Origin of the sequence: Mesorhizobium sp. B2-4-3 (genome assembly GCF_006442815.1) — a bacterium.
Lineage (GTDB): Bacteria > Pseudomonadota > Alphaproteobacteria > Rhizobiales > Rhizobiaceae > Mesorhizobium.
Map to the genome: position 1 here is coordinate 246,974 of NZ_VFVL01000002.1, position 16,458 is coordinate 263,431.

The 16,458-nt window shown below is 65.4% G+C and carries 18 protein-coding genes; all 18 read right to left on the reverse strand.

From position 1 onward, the window contains the following. Nucleotides 1-8 precede the first annotated feature (8 nt). The gene (locus FJ956_RS03475) at nt 9-1,523 is read right to left on the reverse strand and encodes a chemotaxis protein MotC (protein ID WP_246671987.1); all 1,515 of its coding nucleotides are present in this window, start codon (nt 1,521-1,523) and stop codon (nt 9-11) included. Beyond that, nucleotides 1,520-2,938 (reverse strand): MotB family protein, encoded by a 1,419-nt coding sequence (locus FJ956_RS03480; protein WP_140673818.1) that lies wholly within the window; start codon nt 2,936-2,938, stop codon nt 1,520-1,522. The genes FJ956_RS03475 and FJ956_RS03480 overlap by 4 nt, the downstream gene beginning before the upstream one ends. Then, complete coding sequence (locus FJ956_RS03485; protein ID WP_140673820.1) at nt 2,935-3,561, reverse strand: hypothetical protein; 627 nt, start codon at nt 3,559-3,561, stop codon at nt 2,935-2,937. The genes FJ956_RS03480 and FJ956_RS03485 overlap by 4 nt, the downstream gene beginning before the upstream one ends. A gap of 3 nt (nt 3,562-3,564) precedes the next feature. Next, nucleotides 3,565-5,211, reverse strand: a complete 1,647-nt coding sequence (gene fliF, locus FJ956_RS03490; RefSeq protein ID WP_140673822.1) for a flagellar basal-body MS-ring/collar protein FliF — start codon at nt 5,209-5,211, stop codon at nt 3,565-3,567. Between the two features lie 179 nt (nt 5,212-5,390). Then, the gene (locus FJ956_RS03495; protein WP_140673824.1) at nt 5,391-6,461 is read right to left on the reverse strand and encodes a flagellin; all 1,071 of its coding nucleotides are present in this window, start codon (nt 6,459-6,461) and stop codon (nt 5,391-5,393) included. 256 nt (nt 6,462-6,717) lie between these two features. Further along, complete coding sequence (locus FJ956_RS03500) at nt 6,718-7,713, reverse strand: flagellin (protein ID WP_140781948.1); 996 nt, start codon at nt 7,711-7,713, stop codon at nt 6,718-6,720. A 221-nt stretch (nt 7,714-7,934) separates the two neighbouring features. Next, on the reverse strand, nt 7,935-8,666 hold the full coding sequence (fliP, locus tag FJ956_RS03505) for a flagellar type III secretion system pore protein FliP (protein ID WP_140642132.1): 732 nt from the start codon (nt 8,664-8,666) through the stop codon (nt 7,935-7,937). After that, nucleotides 8,663-9,157, reverse strand: a complete 495-nt coding sequence (locus FJ956_RS03510) for a flagellar basal body-associated FliL family protein (RefSeq protein ID WP_140678043.1) — start codon at nt 9,155-9,157, stop codon at nt 8,663-8,665. Before FJ956_RS03510 ends, fliP begins: the two co-directional genes overlap by 4 nt. A gap of 17 nt (nt 9,158-9,174) precedes the next feature. Further along, entirely contained in the window at nt 9,175-9,879 is a 705-nt protein-coding gene (gene flgH, locus FJ956_RS03515) for a flagellar basal body L-ring protein FlgH (RefSeq protein ID WP_140678041.1), read from the reverse strand. Then, complete coding sequence (locus tag FJ956_RS03520; RefSeq protein WP_246672078.1) at nt 9,876-10,421, reverse strand: MotE family protein; 546 nt, start codon at nt 10,419-10,421, stop codon at nt 9,876-9,878. The genes flgH and FJ956_RS03520 overlap by 4 nt, the downstream gene beginning before the upstream one ends. Before the next feature lie 68 nt (nt 10,422-10,489). Next, nucleotides 10,490-11,578, reverse strand: a complete 1,089-nt coding sequence (locus tag FJ956_RS03525) for a flagellar basal body P-ring protein FlgI (protein ID WP_246672077.1) — start codon at nt 11,576-11,578, stop codon at nt 10,490-10,492. Between the two features lie 149 nt (nt 11,579-11,727). Then, the gene (flgA, locus tag FJ956_RS03530) at nt 11,728-12,249 is read right to left on the reverse strand and encodes a flagellar basal body P-ring formation chaperone FlgA (protein WP_181170219.1); all 522 of its coding nucleotides are present in this window, start codon (nt 12,247-12,249) and stop codon (nt 11,728-11,730) included. 6 nt (nt 12,250-12,255) lie between these two features. Beyond that, nucleotides 12,256-13,044 (reverse strand): flagellar basal-body rod protein FlgG, encoded by a 789-nt coding sequence (flgG, locus tag FJ956_RS03535; RefSeq protein ID WP_140678033.1) that lies wholly within the window; start codon nt 13,042-13,044, stop codon nt 12,256-12,258. A 9-nt stretch (nt 13,045-13,053) separates the two neighbouring features. Further along, nucleotides 13,054-13,383: a flagellar hook-basal body complex protein FliE gene (locus tag FJ956_RS03540; protein WP_140678031.1), complete on the reverse strand. Its 330-nt coding sequence runs from the start codon at nt 13,381-13,383 to the stop codon at nt 13,054-13,056. Continuing rightward, nucleotides 13,383-13,799, reverse strand: a complete 417-nt coding sequence (gene flgC, locus FJ956_RS03545; protein WP_140678029.1) for a flagellar basal body rod protein FlgC — start codon at nt 13,797-13,799, stop codon at nt 13,383-13,385. The genes FJ956_RS03540 and flgC overlap by 1 nt, the downstream gene beginning before the upstream one ends. 2 nt (nt 13,800-13,801) lie before the next feature. Next, complete coding sequence (gene flgB, locus FJ956_RS03550; protein ID WP_140678027.1) at nt 13,802-14,182, reverse strand: flagellar basal body rod protein FlgB; 381 nt, start codon at nt 14,180-14,182, stop codon at nt 13,802-13,804. A gap of 85 nt (nt 14,183-14,267) precedes the next feature. Beyond that, nucleotides 14,268-15,056, reverse strand: a complete 789-nt coding sequence (locus FJ956_RS03555) for a hypothetical protein (protein WP_140678025.1) — start codon at nt 15,054-15,056, stop codon at nt 14,268-14,270. Continuing rightward, nucleotides 15,037-16,458 carry a flagellar protein export ATPase FliI gene (fliI, locus tag FJ956_RS03560; protein WP_140678022.1) on the reverse strand — a complete coding sequence of 474 codons (1,422 nt, stop codon included), beginning with the start codon at nt 16,456-16,458 and terminating at the stop codon, nt 15,037-15,039. The genes FJ956_RS03555 and fliI overlap by 20 nt, the downstream gene beginning before the upstream one ends.

A 16,458-nucleotide genomic window follows, 5' to 3' on the forward strand; every position in this document is an offset into this window, starting at 1 on the left:
GACGCTGGTCATTTGGGGGCTGCTCCGAGTAACTGGTCGATCTGGTCTAGCTGATGGCGCGTGCTGGTCACCGCCGCATCGATTGGGTCTTGCGCATCGGGCGTCGCCGGCGCCGATGCCTGCGCCACCGGCGCGGCGTCAATCGGTGCCGGCGTGGACACCGGCGTTTCAGCCGATGCTTGCGCCGGTTGCGGGACGGCGGGCGGTGAAGGCGTGTCTTTCGGCGGGTCGCTTGCCGCGACCGCTGGCTGGTCGGGCATCGCTCCTTCCACCGGCGGCAAGTCCGCATTGGCCGGATCGGCCGAGGCCTCAGTCGCTGATTTCGCCTCGTCACTTTTCGCAACGGTCGCCGGCTTAGGTTCAGCACTGGCGGCCGCCTTCACCGGCGCCATCACTTCGCCCGCGACAGCTTGCGCGGCGTCGAGCAGGTCGCGGTCGCTTTGCGAAAGCTTGCCGCGATCGATTTTGCCCAACTTGGCGCGCACTTTATCGACATTGGCCGATGTCATGGTGGAGAGGCTCGAATAGAGCTGGGTGCGCGGGTCGTCCCGGTTGCCGTTGCCGTTGCGGCCCAGTTCGGCCTTGGCCGAGGCGAAAGCCGAGAGCTCCGTCATGCCGTCGATCGCGGCACGGCGCGCGATGCGCAGGTAGATCACTTTCTCGCGCTCGGAATCCATCATCGAGGTGATGTCGGCGATCTTGTCCTGGCTGATCGCCATGTGCAGCGTGATGACGCCGGAAACAAAGGCATCGGCGAACTGGCTGGCGTAGGGCGAATAAAGAAAGGACGCGACATACTGGGTCGAAGCCAGCGCGAAACGGGCGGCGTCGCCCTGCGCGGCCGCGATGCCCACGGAGCGGCGAAGCGCAGCCTCCTCGACCAGCGTGCCGGGGCTGAGCAGGCGCGCTTCGTCGAGCAGCGCAAGCGCTGCCGACGGGTCGTCGGTCGCAAGCAGCGAGCCCTTGACCAGCGCCAGGAAGGCGCCGAGATCGGCGGGCACGCTCATCGGATCGATCGGCTTCAGCATTTCGATCGCCTCCGCGGGCTGCCCGCTCAGATAGGCGACGACGCCTTTGGCGATGGCCAGGCTTTGCGGGTCGGTCACCGCGCGCGAAGCCGCCGCCGCGACCGTCACCGGATTGCCGCCGCTCATGCCATAGACGAGCAAGGCGCGGAAGTTCTTCGGCTCCTTGAAATCCTCGGCGCTCGTGTCGCGCATCCGGGCGTCGATCATTTCGAGGAGTTTTGCCTGCATCGGCAACGCGGCGTGATCGCCGCCGGCAATGCGATCCTGGACCAGCTGCAGCGAACGCACCAGCTGATAGGGCTGCAGCGCATCTTGCGCCAAAGCCGCCGGTGACGACCCTGCGGCGAACAGCAGCAGCGCGAGCGCAATTCCAGGAAAAGTGTGACGCGGTTTTCCGTTCGGAATTGCGCCAAGGCAAAGAGATGGAGCGGTTCGCCGTTTCGATGAAACGGTGAAGTGCTCCAGCGCGCCGCCGATGACGGTCCTGGCCCTCATCCGCCGGCCGCCATCAGGATTTCGATGCGCCGGTTCGCGGCAGCCATCGGATCGGAGGCGATCTTGGGCTGCCGGTCGGCGAAGCCCGCGACCTCGGTGATGCGGCTTTCGTCGACGCCGCCGCGCACCAGCATGTAGTAGGCCGAATGGGCGCGCGCGGTGGACAGCCGCCAGTTGTCGTAAGTGTCGCTGCGGAACGGCCGCGCATCGGTGTGGCCGCTGATGGTGATGGTGCCCTTCTTCTCGTTGATGATGTGGCCGATCTTTTCCATCGCCAGCACCAGCTCGCGGCGCGGCATGGCCGAGCCGATCTCGAACATGCCGAAATCGAGCTGGTCGGTGATCGAAATGACGACACCCTTGTCGGTGGCTTCGACCGAGACGCCGCCGGCGAGCTTTTCGCCCGGCAGGAATGCCTTGGCGAGTTCCTTCTTGATATCCGCCGCTTCCTGAAGGGTGGCTTTGCTCGGCGCCTTGTCACCTTTGTCGGCGGCCTGCTCGGATTCGGTCTTTTCAGCCTTGGCAGGTTCGACTTTGGTGTCGGCCGCTGCAGCCTCGCGCTTGTCGACTTCAGCTTTCCCGCCTTGGGCTTTCTCGGTCTTGTTTGCTTCGCCCGACAGCTTCTCGGCCTCGCCTTGCGCGGCTTTTGGCCCGATCTTGGCGTCGGTCTTTTCCGGGGTTGCCAGCGGCTCCAGCGGCGCGGCCGTCAGCGGGGGAGCGGCCGGAACGACCTTCACCTTCGGCACCGCAACCGTGGCGACTTTCTCGCCGGGCTTGACCGGATCGCCATCGATCTTGGCGCGCTCGGCGGTCGCCTCGGCGCCAGGCGCCGCCACCTGCTGCGACCAGAAATCCGGCGCGAACGGATCGCGATAGGATTCGCCGCCGGAGGCGCCGGTTGCCGGACCGGCCGCCTGGGCGCCGCCTTCGCCCTTGGCGCTGACGTTCTGCATCACGCCTGTATCGGCCGCGACCTCCGCCAGCACCGCGTAGGGATCGGCGAACAGCTTCTCATCGGAGAGCTGGGCATCCTGCGCCCCGTCCTTGGTCTGCCGGCGCTCGGAGGAACCGGCGCCGCCCTTGCCGTTATCGCCCGCCTTGGTCGCGCCCTGCTGCGGGTTGTCCGCGGTCAGCCCGACCTTGCTGGGGCCATCGCCGAGATCCTCCAGGCCCTTGCGGCTGGAATTGCGGTCGATCAGCTCGACCGGATTGAAATAGCTGGCGACGGCTGCCTTGGTCTGCTCGTTGGCGGCGTTGATCAGCCACATGACGAGGAAGAAGCACATCATCGCCGTCATGAAGTCGGCGAAGGCGATCTTCCACACGCCACCATGGTGAGCGTCGTCATGACCGTCGTGATTGCGCTTGACGATGATGATCTCGTGCCGAGGGTCGGCATGGTCGACGGCGCTCATGACAGGACCTCCGACAAGGACGCCGACCACTCGGCGATACGCGTCTCGAACACCGTTTCGTCGATGGTGACGGTCAGGTCGAAGCCCGGCGCCTCGGTGAAGTCGAGATTGGCGGCGCGGGATCCGAGCGCCGCCTGCAGCGGCTCGAACAGCGAGAGCGGCCCCCGGACGCCGATGCGCACGGCCTCGCTGTCGGCGACCGCTTCACCGATGGCGCGGGAAAGGGCTAGGAGCGAGCGCTGCTGCAGGTCGTCGCTGAGAAGGCCGCCGACGATGCGCGCGACGGTCGCGCCGGCAAGCTCGGCAACGCGCTGCTCCATGACCTCGATGCGCGTGGCGACAGCAGCACCGAGATCGCCGCCGAAGCTTTCAAGGAATGTCTTCGCCGCATCGTCGCTGGCCTGACGCTCGGCTTCGAGCGCAGCCTGATGGGCGAGCGCAAGGCGGGCCTCGAGCGCCGCCTCCGCATCGGCAACCGCCTCGGCGATCAGCGCGCCGATATCGGCCTGCGGCGCCGGCGCGGCGGGAGGCATATGCTCGGCGGCGCGTGCGGTCGTCGCCTGGCTGGCACGCGGCGTCCGCGAACCAAAATCGGGCAGGAGGTCGAAGAGCGCCGAGGCCATGGCCTAACCCACGGCTTCCGGGACGGCTGCCCATTTGCGCAGGATCTGCGCGGTGCGCTCCTCGTTGAGGTCGACCATGCGGGCAAGCCGCTCCTGCGGCGCCGGTCGGATTTTCTGGCGCAGGTCATCGAGCGGGGTTGCGCCGGCGCGCGCGCCGGCCGTGGTCTCGGCGGTGATCGCGGCGACCGGCGCATCGGGCGTCGGCAAGGAACGCTGCACGTCGTCGAAGCTCGGGCCGGCAATGGCCGCGGGCCTCGCCGACGCCGTCAGCGCGGCGGCCATCGGCTTGAGGCCGAAGAAGGCCACCAGGAAGACGACGACGATGAAAGCGCCGGCATTGATCAGCGTGCCGGTATAGGTGCCGATCGCGGCAAGGATGCCCGGCTGATCGATCGGCTCGCCGTCGAGGCCGTTGATGAATTCCACCGCCGAAACGTCGATGATGTCGCCGCGCTTGTCGTCGAAGCCGGTCGCCGAGGCCACCATCTTCTGGATATCCGCGACGCGCTTGGCGATCTGTTCCGGGGTGGCGTCCTTGCCGAGGATGGTCTTGAGGCGATCCTGGTTGACGACGACCGCGATCGACATCTTGTTGACCGTGTAACCGTTCGAAACGGTGGCGATCTTCTTCGAGTTGATCTCGTAGTTGGTGATCTCTTCCTTGCGGTCGTTCTGCGAGGTGGATTGCGGCCCCTCGGTGCTGGTGGTCTGCGTCTCGGGCAGGTTCTGCTCGACGCTGGTCGGGGTCGAGGCCTGTTTCTGGTTGCTGGCCTCGTTGGTCTTCACCGACTGCACCGAACGCTCGACGCGTGAGTTCGGATCGAAGATCGTCTCCTCGGTCTGGCGCGTGTCGGTGTTGACGTCGGCCTTGACGCTGGCGCGGAAATTATCCGGGCCGAGATAAGGGGCGAGCGCGCGGCGGATGTTGTCGCCGATCTGCGCCTCGACCGTCTGCTCGACGCCCAGCGTGCGCGCGGCGCTCGTATTGGACGGGTCGTCGCCGGCGGCCAAAAGGTTGCCGTTGGAATCGAGCACGGTGACCTTGTCGGCCGATAGGCCGGGAACAGCCGCGGCGACGAGGTGGCGGATCGACATGGCGCTCTTCTCGGCATCGTTGCCGGCATAGCGGATGACCACCGAGGCGGAGGGCTGCTGCTCGTCGCGGCGGAAATTGGCGCGCTCGGACATGACGATGTGGACGCGCGCCGCCTTGACGCCGGAAATCGACTGGATGGTGCGCGCGATCTCGCCTTCCAGCGCGCGCACACGGGTGATCTGCTGCATGAAGGAGGTGAGGCCGAGCGAGCCGACATTGTCGAACAGCTCGTAGCCGGCATTAGCGCTGGTCGGCAAGCCTTTCTCGGCAAGCAGCATGCGCGACTGCGCGGTGGTGCCAGCCGGCACCAGCACGGAGGTTCCGTCGGAGCCGACATCGAAGCCGATGCCGGCATCGGCCAGCACCAGGCCGATCTGGTTGACGTCGGAACGCTCGAGGCCGACATAGAGCGTCTCATAGGCCGGCCGGTTGAGATAGACGGAAGCAATGCCGATGACGGCCATGACCAGGGCCGCGATGCCGCCCATCAGCGCCAGACGCCTGACGCCGAAGCTCTTCAAATTCGCGATGACGCTCTGGATCTGTTCCGGCACGATTCAACCGCTCCCAGCATGACTGTCCGCCGGAAGACTAGACCGCGAAGCTTGTGCGAGGATGATAGGCGTGCCGCCGCAGAGCCAGCGAAACGCTGAACTGGCGTCTTTTTCCCGAGTAACGAAAAGGGCCGCGCTTCAGACGCGGCCCTTTTCGTCGGTCGAGGTGACCGGGCGGCTTAGCCGTTCTTGAACAGTTGCAGGATCGACTGCGAGGAGCTGTTGGCGATCGACAGGGACTGGATGCCGAGCTGCTGCTGAACCTGCAGCGCCTGCAGGCGGGTCGATTCCTTGTTCATGTCGGCATCGACGAGCTGGCCGACGCCGCGGTCGATTGAGTCCATCAGGCTCTGCGTGAAGGTCTTCTGCAGGTCGATCGAGCTCTTGGCGGCGCCGAGCACGGTGGCGGAGTCCGTGAGCTGGCTCATGACGTTGTCGATCTTGGTGACCATCTGCGTGATGATGTCGTCGGTCACGCCAGTCGCCGTAATGTCGAGATTGAAGGCGGACACGTTGTCGATCTTGGCAACCGTCGACCCCGCTGCTGTCTGGCCGGCGGTGTTGGCGGCGATGTCGCTGCCGCCGCTGGCGATCGTGGCGGCATAGGCGCTGTCGTACAGCGACTGGGCCGCGGCGGTGGCATAGACCGAAGTCTGGCGGTCAAGGATGCCTTGGTTCTTGACGGCCGTGGGCAGGCCGTTGTCGAACAGCTTGGTGCTTTCGACATCGACGTCGATCGTTCCGAGCGAGATGGCGCCTGAGGAAGAGCGGTTGAACGAGGAAACGATCTTGGCGTCGGGCTGGACGCCGTCATTGGGGTTGGTGACCTGCTTGGAGATCACCGAAAGAAAATTCGAGCCGGAGAAGGTCGCGGCATCGGCGAAGGACTTCATCTGCGCCTGCAGCGTGGTGATTTCCGTCTGCGTCTTCGCCTTGCTGGCATCCGTCTGGCCGACCATCGAAAGCAGCTTGGTCTTGAGCTGGCCGACGGTGGTCAGCACATTGTTCATGCCAGTGTAGGCAGTGTCGACCTTCGAGGCGCCGAGCCCGAGTGCGTCCTGCACCGTCGACAGCGCCGAGTTGTCGGAGCGCATCGTGGTGGCGATCGACCAGTAGGCGGCATTGTCGGCGGCCTCGGATACCCGGTAGCCGGTCGAGATCCGGGCCTGTGTCTGTTCGAGCGATTTGTTGGTGGCGTTGAGGCTTTGAAGTGCAGTCAACGCCGCAGCGTTCGTCATGATGCTCGCCAAGAAACTCGCTCCTTCTCAAAAGCCGGCATGCCACGCAGGCCGGTTCGGCCTGCCCATTGGCTGCGATCGTGCCGGTCGGGCCGATTCGACAACCTAAGTGATTGGTTAACCATACCTAGCGCGATATGGTTAATGGCCTGTTAAAAGTAGGCTTCGGGGAGGTTAAGGAACGAGGGTTGCGCGAGCCTTGAGCAAACGCAAATCGGGCCGCGCTTTTGGCGCGGCCCGATGCTTTGGTCCGGTCAGTATGGAGCGATCAGCCGCGGAAGAGCGACAGGATCGACTGCGACGAGCCATTGGCGATCGACAGCGCCTGGACGCCCAGCTGCTGCTGAACCTGCAGCGCCTGGAGGCGGGTCGATTCCTTGTTCATGTCGGCATCGACGAGCTGGCCGACGCCGCGGTCGATGGAGTCCATCAGGCTCGAGGTGAAGGTCTTCTGCAGGTCGATCGAGCTCTTGGCGGCGCCGAGCTTGGTCGCGGCGTTCGTCATGGACTTGAGCGCGGCATCGACGACGTTCATCATCGCCTGGATCTGGGTGTCGCTGGCAGCGGTGGTGCCGGAGAAGATCTTCAGGCTGGCGACCGTGTAGGTGTCGGTGGCCGCCGCAGCAGCGCCGAGCGTCGGGGCCGAGGCCGCGGTCACGACGCTACCATCGGTGCCGAGACGGTTGGCGTCGAGGATACCCTTCGACACGGTTGCCGCGGTGCCGGCTTCATACAGCTTGATGCTTTCCACGTTGACGTCGATCGTGGAGATCGAAACCGCGCCGGTGGAGTTGCGGTTGAAAGCCGAAACGATCTTGACGTCGGCCGCGGTCGTGGCGGTCGCGCCGCTGTTGACCGAGAGCATGTTGGTGCCGGAGAAGGTGGCGCCATCGGCATAGGCCTTCAACTGGTTCTGAAGGGCGGCGATTTCGACCTGGGTCTTTTCCTTCGAAGCATCCGTCTGGCCGTAGGAAGCGGTCAGCTTCTGCTGGATCTGGTTGATGGTGCTGATCGCGCTGTCCATGCCGGTGTAGGCGGTGTCGACCTTCGAGGCGCCGAGGCCGAGCGCGTCCGAAACGGTGGACATGGCCTGGTTGTCGGAGCGCATCGTGGTGGCGATCGACCAGTAAGCGGCGTTGTCGGAAGCCTGGGAGACGCGATAGCCCGTCGAGATGCGGGCCTGGGTGGTGTCGAGGTTCTTCTGGGTGGCGTTCAAGCTCTGCAGAGCGGTCAACGCCGAGGCGTTGGTCATGATACTGGCCATGGTACACGTACCTTGTTTTTACACGGATTTTTTTGACATACCGGCATGTCCGGTATGACGGTGCGGCATCATGCCAATGATCTGTGGAACCCGATCACCCGCCATCTGCGAGCAATATGCGGGCAAGTCCCTACCAAAGACCTAAATCGGACGGTTAACCGAAAATATATTGCATAGAATTTGTGCGGGTCAGGCGTTTGATCAACGCCGCTGCCGTAACGTCAAGTAAAGGATCGCACCAGGCTGCCGACCAGAAGGTTCCAGCCATCGATCAGCACGAAGAACAGGATCTTGAACGGCAGCGATACCACCGTTGGCGGCAGCATCATCATGCCCATGGCCATGGTGACGGTGGCGACGATGAGGTCGATGACGAGGAAGGGCAGGACGATGAGGAAGCCGATCTCGAAGCCGCGCCGGATCTCCGAGATCATGAAGGCCGGCACCAGGATGCGCAGGTCGACGCTCTCGCGCGAGACGGTCTGGCCGCGTTCGCGGGCGAGGTCGGCGAAGAGATCGAAGTCCTTGTCGCGCACATTGTGCAGCATGAAGTCGCGGAACGGGCCGGAAATCTTCTCGAACGCCTCGGCCTGCGTGATCTGGTTGTCCATCAGCGGCTTGACGCCGGTGTTCCAGGCCTGGTCGAAGGTCGGCGCCATGACATAGAAGGTCATGAACAGCGAGAGCGAGATCAGGATCAGGTTGGCCGGCGTCGATTGCAGGCCAATGCCGGCGCGCAGGATCGAGAAGGCGATGACGAAGCGGGTGAAGCTCGTCACCATGATCAGGAGGCCCGGCGCCACCGAAAGCACTGTGAGCAGGCCGAACATCTGGATCAGATAGCCGACGGTCGTGCCGTCGGCCTTGCCGATGCCGCCAAGATCGAGCTGCTGGGCCGCGGCGACGGAAGTGGTGACGACGATGAGCGCCGTGGCTATGAGGAACTTTCTCATTCGAGCAGCATCGTCCTGACGAGAACCTGTTTGACGTGGCCGCCGCTGCGCAGCGCCGCGCGCTCCTCGAGATCGGCCTTGAGATGCTGGTAGCCGCTGGCGCCTTCGATCTGATGCAGCTTGAGCGTGCGCACATAGGCAAGCAGGTCCTGGTGGATCTGCTCGGCCATTTCCGGCGGCTGGGGAGCATCGTAGAGCAGCGACGCCTCCAGCCGGATCCAGACGTCCGACGGCGAGGCGAGATTGGTGGTGATCGGCGCCAGCTGAACCAGCGCCGGCCCGGCGGCTGCCTTGCCGCCTTCGGCGGGTTTCTCCGCGGTGCCGGCGTTTCCCGGAGCCGCGGGCACCGGTGCCGGCGTTTCGCCTTGCTTGAGATAGCCGCCGGAAAGCCAGCCCATGCCGACCGCGGCGCCCGTCATGACCAACAGCATGGCGAGCTGGATCACCAGGGAAGGTCCCTTCTTGGGCTGGACCTGCTCGACATTGGCCACGGCAGCGCTCTCCGGTCCTAGAAGGGAAGAACCTGGTCGAGGACCTGCTGGCCATAGGCCGGCTGCTGGACCTCGCTCACACGGCCTCGGCCGCCATAGGAAATGCGCGCCTCGGCGATGCGCTCGTAGGGGATGGTGTTCTCCGCGCCGATGTCGGACGGACGAACCATGCCGGCGATGGTCAGCACCCGAAGCTCGTAGTTGACGCGGACCTCCTGCGAGCCCCTGATCATCAGATTGCCGTTGGGCAGCACCTCGGTGACGACGGCGGCGACGTTGAGCTCGAGGTTTTCCGAGCGTTTGATCTCGCCGTCGGCATTGGTCTCGGTGCTGGAGCTCAGGCCGGCATCGCCCTTGCCGCTGGTGCTTGCCTTTTCCCAGCCGAGATTGATGTCGTAGCCGAGCTTGCGCGCGGCGGTGCGGCTGCGGTCGTTCTGGTTCTTGAAATTGGCCTTGTCGTTGAGCTTGATGTTGACGGTGAGGATGTCGCCGGCACTCAGCGCGCGCGGATCGGTGAAGAGCCGGCTCTGGCGATCGTCCCACAGCGAGAATTTCTTCGGCCGCGAGGCAGGCGGCTCGGGATAGCTGTAAGGGCCGGGACCGCCTTCACCCATGCCGGAACCGACCGGCGACAAAGCGGGTTCCCTGCCGACCTCCTTGAGATCGGTACCGCAGCCGGCCAGGCTGGCGATGGCGATCAGGGCAAGCAATTTCAACTTCATGACGGATCAACCCTTCGCGCCGCGCTGGCCATGATGCCGGTGAGCGTCGCCGCCGCCTTCTGGTCCATTTCGTTCAGGATGACGCCGGCCTTGCGCGAATCGAGCTTCATCAGGATGGCGGCTGCGAGCTCGGCGTTGACCATCGCCAGACGCTCGGCGGCGGCATCGGGCTTCATGCCGGCATAGATCTTGACGACGCCGTCCTCGGCACGCGCCAGGAACACCTCGCGGCGCTTCAGCCATTCCTCGTATTCGGCCCGCTTTGCCTCCAGCGCTTTCATGCGCTCGTCGATGCCGGCCTGCAGCTGCTTCAATTCCTCGGCCTGAAGCGCGTAACGGCGGTCGCGCGCGGCGTCCGCGATGTTGGAGCAGAAGCGCTGGATCTCGCTTTCGCCCGGCGCCTTGCCGGCCGCAAGCGCTGCGGGCTGAACCGGCTCCCTCTCGTGCGTGAGTTCGGCCGGCTGGGCCGGCGCCTGTCCGCCGGGCAGGACCTGTCGTACCTCGTCCGCGTGGGCGGCGGTTCCGCCAAGCAGAGCAACCATTGCTGCGATGGCGCAGAAGCTCAGGTGACGGCGGGGTGTTGGGGAGGAAAGCGCGATCATCGGCGTGCCTATTGGAGAACCAGGTCGGCCTGCAAGGCGCCGGCCGATTTGATGCCTTGCAGGATGGCGATGATGCCGTCGGGCTTCACACCGAGGCGATTGAGGCCGGAGACGAGCGTTTCGAGATCGGGACCGTCGAGCACGGCGACGCGCGCGTCGGGCCGGCTCGCCTCGATGGCGGTGAAAGGCTCGACCGCGGTCTCGCCCCTGGAGAAGGGTTCCGGCTGGACCACCTTCGGCGCTTCGGTGATGCGCACCGTGAGCGTGCCGTGGCTGATCGCCACGCGCGAGATCCTGACATTGCTGCCGATGACGATGGTGCCTGTGCGCTCGTCGATGACGACGCGCGCAGGGGAGTCGGATTCGACGACCAGATTTTCGATCTCGGCATAAAAACGCGCGGCGGAGACATTCTTCGGCCGCCTGATCTGCACCGTGCGGGCGTCGCGTTCGGCGGCGACCCGCATGCCGAAGCGCTGCGAGGTGTAGTCGTTGATGGCGTCGGCGATGCGGATGGCGGTGGAGAAATCGGGATTGCGCAATTGCAGCGTCAACACGCCCTGGTCGTCGAACTCGGCCGGTACCGAGCGCTCGGTGATGGCGCCGTTCGGCACTCGGCCCGCGGTGGGCACACCTTGCGTCAACTGCTCGGCTTGGCCCTTGGCGACGAAGCCGCCCACGATGACCGAACCTTGTCCGACAGCATAGATTTCGCCGTCGGCGGCCTTCAGCGGCGTCATCACCAACGTGCCGCCGGCGAGCGAGGTGGCGTCGCCCATCGAGGAGACGTCGATGTCGATGCGGCTGCCCGACTGGACGAAGGGGGGCATGTTGGCGGTGACGATGACGGCGGCCACGTTCTTGGCGCGCGCGCTGCCGCCTTCGGTGGCGATGCCGAGATTCTCCAGCATGGCGCGGATCGACTGTTCGGTGAAGGGCGAGTTGCGCAGGCTGTCGCCGGTTCCGGCGAGGCCGATGACCAGGCCGTAGCCGACGAGCTGGTTGTCGCGCGCGCTCTGCAGTTGGGCGATGTCCTTGATGCGCGCCGCGACTTGGCCGGGCGGCAGCGTGCTCGGCCCGGTCGAGACCCGGAACATGCGCTGGGTGGTGGCCGGATCGTATTCCGGATCGTCGTAGACGCCGCCGTTCTTCTGCGCCAGCTCGCGCTTGGCCTTGGGCGTCAGCCCATCCGCCAATGCCGGCTGAAGGCCGATGGCCGCGCTCAGCAGAAGGAGAAGGACGCGCATCACGAAGCGCCGACCTGGATGGTGCCGTCGGCCATCACAGTGCCCGAGATGATCTTGCCGCTGTCGATGTTGCGGATCTTGATCTGGTCGCCGGCAGCACCTGGCTGCAGCGTGACGCCGGCGGCCGAAATGGTGAGCGCGCCGGCAGTGAAATAGACCTGCACGGAAGCGCCCTGTTCGACCAGCCAGGCGTCGCGGAGGGCGCTGATCGGGATGTAGCGGCCGGGCAGCAGCGTGCGCTTGGCGACCTTGCCCTGGAGTTCCTCGGAGCGCGTCGCCATGCCGTCCGGCTTGTGCTTGCCGGGGATGAGCGTCACCTGCTTGAGCGAGGCGAACTCGATGGTCTCGCCGGGATAGATGACCCTGTTGGGGATCAGCACGGCCTCGCCGACGGCCTGGCCGGCGGCGATCTGGCTCACCGACTGGCCGGTCGCGTCCTGCGCGAAAGCCGGCATGCCGGCGGCCACCAGGGCGGTGGCCAGCGCGGCGCGACGGAGCGCGGAGGAGATCGGCCCGGCCATCATCCGTTACCTGATGTTCTTGGAGACCACCGAGGCCATGTCGTCGGCGGCCTGGATGACCTTGGAATTCATTTCGTAGGCGCGCTGGGCCGAAATCAGCTCGGTGATTTCCTTGACTGGATCGACGTTGGAAGACTCGAGATAACCCTGCTGGATCGTGGCGAAGCCCGGATCGCCGGGAACGCCGACATTGGCCGGGCCGGAGGCCGGTGTTTCCTGGAAAAGGTTGTCGCCGAGCGGCGCCAGGCCCGCCTCATTGGCGAAGTTGACGATCTGAAGCTGGCCGAGCAGCTGCAGGTCGGTCTGGCCGTCGATGCGGGCGAAGACCTGGCCGGTCTTGTTGACGATCACCTCGACGGCGTCCGTCGGCACGGTGATGGCCGGAATGACGTTGGCGCCGTCGGCGGTCACGAGCTGCCCGGTGGCATTGGTGTTGAAGGCGCCGGCGCGGGTATAGAGCGTGCCGCCGTCGGCGCCCTCGATCTGGAACCAGCCCCTGCCGGTCAACGCCAGGTCGAAGCTGTTGCCGGTGCTGGCCAATTCACCTTGCGTGTGGACGTTGCGCACCGCCGTCGTCTTGACGCCAAGACCGATCGAGACGCCTTCCGGCACCAGCGAGGTGTTGGAGCGATTGGGCACGCCCTGCGTGCGGTCGACCTGGTAGAGCAGATCGGAGAATTCGGCCCGCGCCCGCTTGTAGCCGGTGGTGTTGATGTTGGCGATGTTGTTGGCGATGACTTCCAGGTTGGTCTGCTGGGCGTTCATGCCTGTGGCGGCGATCGCAAGGGCTTTCATGACGCGCTCCTAGATACTCATGCGGCTGATTTCGAGATAGGCCGAGACGACCTTGTCGCGGATCGCGATGGTCGTCTGCAGCGCCTGCTGGGCGCTCAGCACCGCATCGACGACCTGGCGCGTGTCGGCATCGCCCTTGAGCGCCTGTATCGACATCTGCTCTGCGCCCTGCAGCGTGTTGACGGTCTTCGTCGCCGCCTGGCCGAGGACTTCGGCGAAGGTGCTGCCGACGCTTTCGCCGGCCTGGGTTCCGATACCGCCCTGCAGCAGACCCGGTGAAGCCTGTTCCGCTCCATCGACCGCCGTTTTGAATTGTATTGCCCCGATACCGCCGATCATTACTGGTTCCTCATCAGGTCGATGGTCATGGAAATCAGATCGCGAGCCTGCTTGATGACCTGCAGGTTGGCCTCATAGGAGCGGTTCGCCTCGCTCATGTCGGCCATTTCGACCAACGTGTTGACGTTGGGCATCTTGACGTACCCTTTGTCGTCGGCGGCTTCGTTGCCGGGCTGGAATTCGATCGGGAAGTCCGAAGGATCGCGGGAGATCGCGCTGACTTCCACCAGCGAGCCGCCGGTTGCGCGGTCGACCTCGGACTGAAAGGTGATCGTCTTGCGACGATAGGGATCGGCGCCCGGCGTGCTGCCGGTCGATTGGGCGTTGGCCAGGTTTTCGGAGACCACGCGCAGGCGCTCCGACTGGGCGCCAAGACCGGAAGCCGCGACTTTGAGGGATGCAGTGAGGGCGTCCATGATCAGCTTTTCACCACCATCGTCATCATCGAATGGAAAGCCTTGACGATCGCCGTGTTGAGCTCGAAGGAGCGGCGGACCTCGCCGGCCTTCATCAGTTCCTGCTCGAGGACCACGGTGTTCTTCGACGGCATGATCGCGCCGTCAGGGTCTTGCGGCTTGACGTTGAAGCCGGCATTGGCAGCTTCGGCGCCAAGGTGGCCAGCCTGCGTGGCGGCAAGCGTCACGGCGGTGCGGTCGAGGACCTTTTCGAAGGGCTCGACGTCATTGGCCGTGTAGCCGGGCGTGTTGGCATTGGCGATATTCGAGGCAATCGCCGACTGGCGCACGGCCAACCATTGCGATTGCCGCGTGGCAAGATCGAAAAGATTTACGGGTTCCATGGGAATCTCCCGGGCAAGTACCCACAAGACTAGGCGGTCAGTCTTGCGCGGACCTTGCGCGGGACGAGCTGTAAGGCCCGGGTTCCTACCTGGAGAGCTGGATCAGCTTGTCGGTGCTGGTGACGATCACCCACTTGCCGCCGCGCTGCTCGATCGAGGCGACGCGGCTGGAATCGGGCAGAACCGAGCCGCGCTGGACGATCCACAGACCGGTATCGTCCTCGATCATGGCGCGGCCGTTGGCGACATGCACCATCTTGAATTCCGAAGCGGCGGCCGGGAAGGGCTGGTCGCCGGGCGGCGGCGCAGGGTCGTCCTGCACCGTTCCGGTGGCGAACAGGTCGATATCGGCGTTGGGAACGTCCTTGGCCGGCAGCGGCCTGCTGCGTTCGGCCACGACGCCACCGCCGGCGCGTCCAAAATTGCTGCCGCTGCCGCCGAACTTGATCGCCTGAACGCCGAACTGCTCCTGATTGAAGAAGATATACCAGGGGAACAACGCGCAGATAAGGCCGAGCGTGATGCCGAGCGCGGCGATGACTAAATCGCTGCGGCGGTCGGCGCTCTTGTCGGTGAGGCGCGGGAACTGGGCTTTCGGCGGCTCGGGCCATTCGGCGCGGGGAAAAAGGCCATCGAGCAACGAATCGCGGCTGGCCTGTGCAACGTCGGCGGTACCGGTGGTGAATGTCCGCGGCGGATGCGGCCTTTCGGCTTTGGTCAGAAGCGCCGTCGCCTTCTCAGCCTTGGCGCGCGCGGCCTTGTCCTTGGCAAGTCTTGCCGCGTCGGCCTCGGCCCTTTCCGCCGCCTCGGCCTCGGCAAGCATGTCGCGCAACATGCGCTCGGTGTATTGGAACTCAGTCTCCTTGATCGCCATTCAGCTTCCCCTTGAGGTGGCGGGCGAGGTCGGCGAACGGATCGACCGATGCGCGGTCCCTCGGCGATTGCGTGAGCGCCTCATAAATCAGCGGCACCTGGCGCACCGCGTTATCAAGCTCGGCATCGGCGCCGCTCTGGTAAGCGCCCAGCAGACGGATGTCGCGCGTGTCCTCGAAGCGCGCGATCATCGATTTCAGCTTTGTCACCAGCATACGCTGCTCCGGGCTCCAGGCCTTGTCGGCAAGGCGCGAGATCGACGACAGCGGATTGACCGGCGGATAACGACCCTGCTCGGCAAGCGAACGGTCGAGCACGACATGGCCGTCGAGGATGCCGCGCACCGAGTCGGCGACCGGATCATTGTGGTCGTCGCCATCGACCAGCACGGAAATGATGGCGGTGATCGAACCCCTTCCTTTAACGCCGGGGCCTTCGGCTCCCGGCCCGGCGCGTTCGAGCAGCTTCGGCAGGTCGGTGAAGACCGAGGCCGGATAGCCGCGCGCGACCGGCGGCTCGCCGGTTCCGGTCGCCACCTCACGCAGCGCATGGGCGAAGCGGGTGATGGAGTCCAGCACCAGCAGCACGCGATGGCCCTGGTCGCGGAAATGCTCGGCCACGCACATGGCGGTGTCGGGCGCGCGCCGGCGCATCATGGCGCTTTCATCGCTGGTGGCGACGACGGCGACGGTCTTGGCCAGGCTCTCGGCGCCGATCGTATCCTCGAGGAATTCGCGCACCTCGCGGCCGCGTTCGCCAATCAGCGCCACGACCACCGTATCGAAGGCCTCGGCGCCGGCCAGCATCGCAAGCAGCGTCGACTTGCCGACGCCGGAACCGGCGAAGATGCCAAGCCGCTGGCCGAAGCAGAGCGGGGTGAAGATGTCTATCACCCTGACGCCGGTGAGGAAGCCGGTGCCGACGCGCTGGCGCGCCAGGGCGCCGGGCGTCGCGCCGTCCGCGACATCGGCCGCATTCGGCCTGATCAGCGGCGGTCCGCCGTCAATGACGCGGGTCAAGGCATCGATGGCACGCCCGCGCCAGGAGACATGCGGCGCGACCGCGAGCGGGCCGCGGCGAAAGACGGCATCGCCAATGCCGGCATCGGTGCTGCGTTCGAAAGGCGCGACCACCACCTCGTCGCTGCCGATCTTGACGATCTCGCCGCGGCGTGCGCCGGCCTTGCCGCGTTGCTCGACGATGTCGCCGAGCCTGGCAATCCCGGACAGGCCGCGGACCTTGTAATGCGTCGGCGATATCTCGGCGACGCGGCCGCCGCGCGAAAGCAGCGCCTGCGGATCGTCGAACCGCCGCCAGACGCGTTCGAGCGCGGCCAGCCTGTCGGCACGTCCGGTATCCGCCGGGCCTTCGGAAGCGCGCAACAAGGACGAGGCGGTCGTCAT

Bases quoted from the DNA above. Each gene is read 5' to 3' on its own strand.
- flgG (WP_140678033.1), bottom strand. From the start codon at position 13,044: ATGAAAGCCCTTGCGATCGCCGCCACAGGCATGAACGCCCAGCAGACC.
- fliI (WP_140678022.1), bottom strand. From the start codon at position 16,458: ATGACGACCGCCTCGTCCTTGTTGCGCGCTTCCGAAGGCCCGGCGGAT.
- FJ956_RS03525 (WP_246672077.1), bottom strand. From the start codon at position 11,578: ATGTTCCGGGTCTCGACCGGGCCGAGCACGCTGCCGCCCGGCCAAGTC.
- flgA (WP_181170219.1), bottom strand. From the start codon at position 12,249: ATGGCCGGGCCGATCTCCTCCGCGCTCCGTCGCGCCGCGCTGGCCACC.
- FJ956_RS03555 (WP_140678025.1), bottom strand. From the start codon at position 15,056: ATGGCGATCAAGGAGACTGAGTTCCAATACACCGAGCGCATGTTGCGC.
- flgC (WP_140678029.1), bottom strand. From the start codon at position 13,799: ATGGACGCCCTCACTGCATCCCTCAAAGTCGCGGCTTCCGGTCTTGGC.
- FJ956_RS03485 (WP_140673820.1), bottom strand. From the start codon at position 3,561: ATGGCCTCGGCGCTCTTCGACCTCCTGCCCGATTTTGGTTCGCGGACG.
- FJ956_RS03500 (WP_140781948.1), bottom strand. From the start codon at position 7,713: ATGGCCAGTATCATGACCAACGCCTCGGCGTTGACCGCTCTGCAGAGC.
- flgB (WP_140678027.1), bottom strand. From the start codon at position 14,182: ATGGAACCCGTAAATCTTTTCGATCTTGCCACGCGGCAATCGCAATGG.
- flgH (WP_140678041.1), bottom strand. From the start codon at position 9,879: ATGAAGTTGAAATTGCTTGCCCTGATCGCCATCGCCAGCCTGGCCGGC.
- FJ956_RS03480 (WP_140673818.1), bottom strand. From the start codon at position 2,938: ATGAGCGCCGTCGACCATGCCGACCCTCGGCACGAGATCATCATCGTC.
- FJ956_RS03540 (WP_140678031.1), bottom strand. From the start codon at position 13,383: ATGATCGGCGGTATCGGGGCAATACAATTCAAAACGGCGGTCGATGGA.
- FJ956_RS03475 (WP_246671987.1), bottom strand. From the start codon at position 1,523: ATGAGGGCCAGGACCGTCATCGGCGGCGCGCTGGAGCACTTCACCGTT.
- FJ956_RS03520 (WP_246672078.1), bottom strand. From the start codon at position 10,421: ATGGTTGCTCTGCTTGGCGGAACCGCCGCCCACGCGGACGAGGTACGA.
- fliP (WP_140642132.1), bottom strand. From the start codon at position 8,666: ATGAGAAAGTTCCTCATAGCCACGGCGCTCATCGTCGTCACCACTTCC.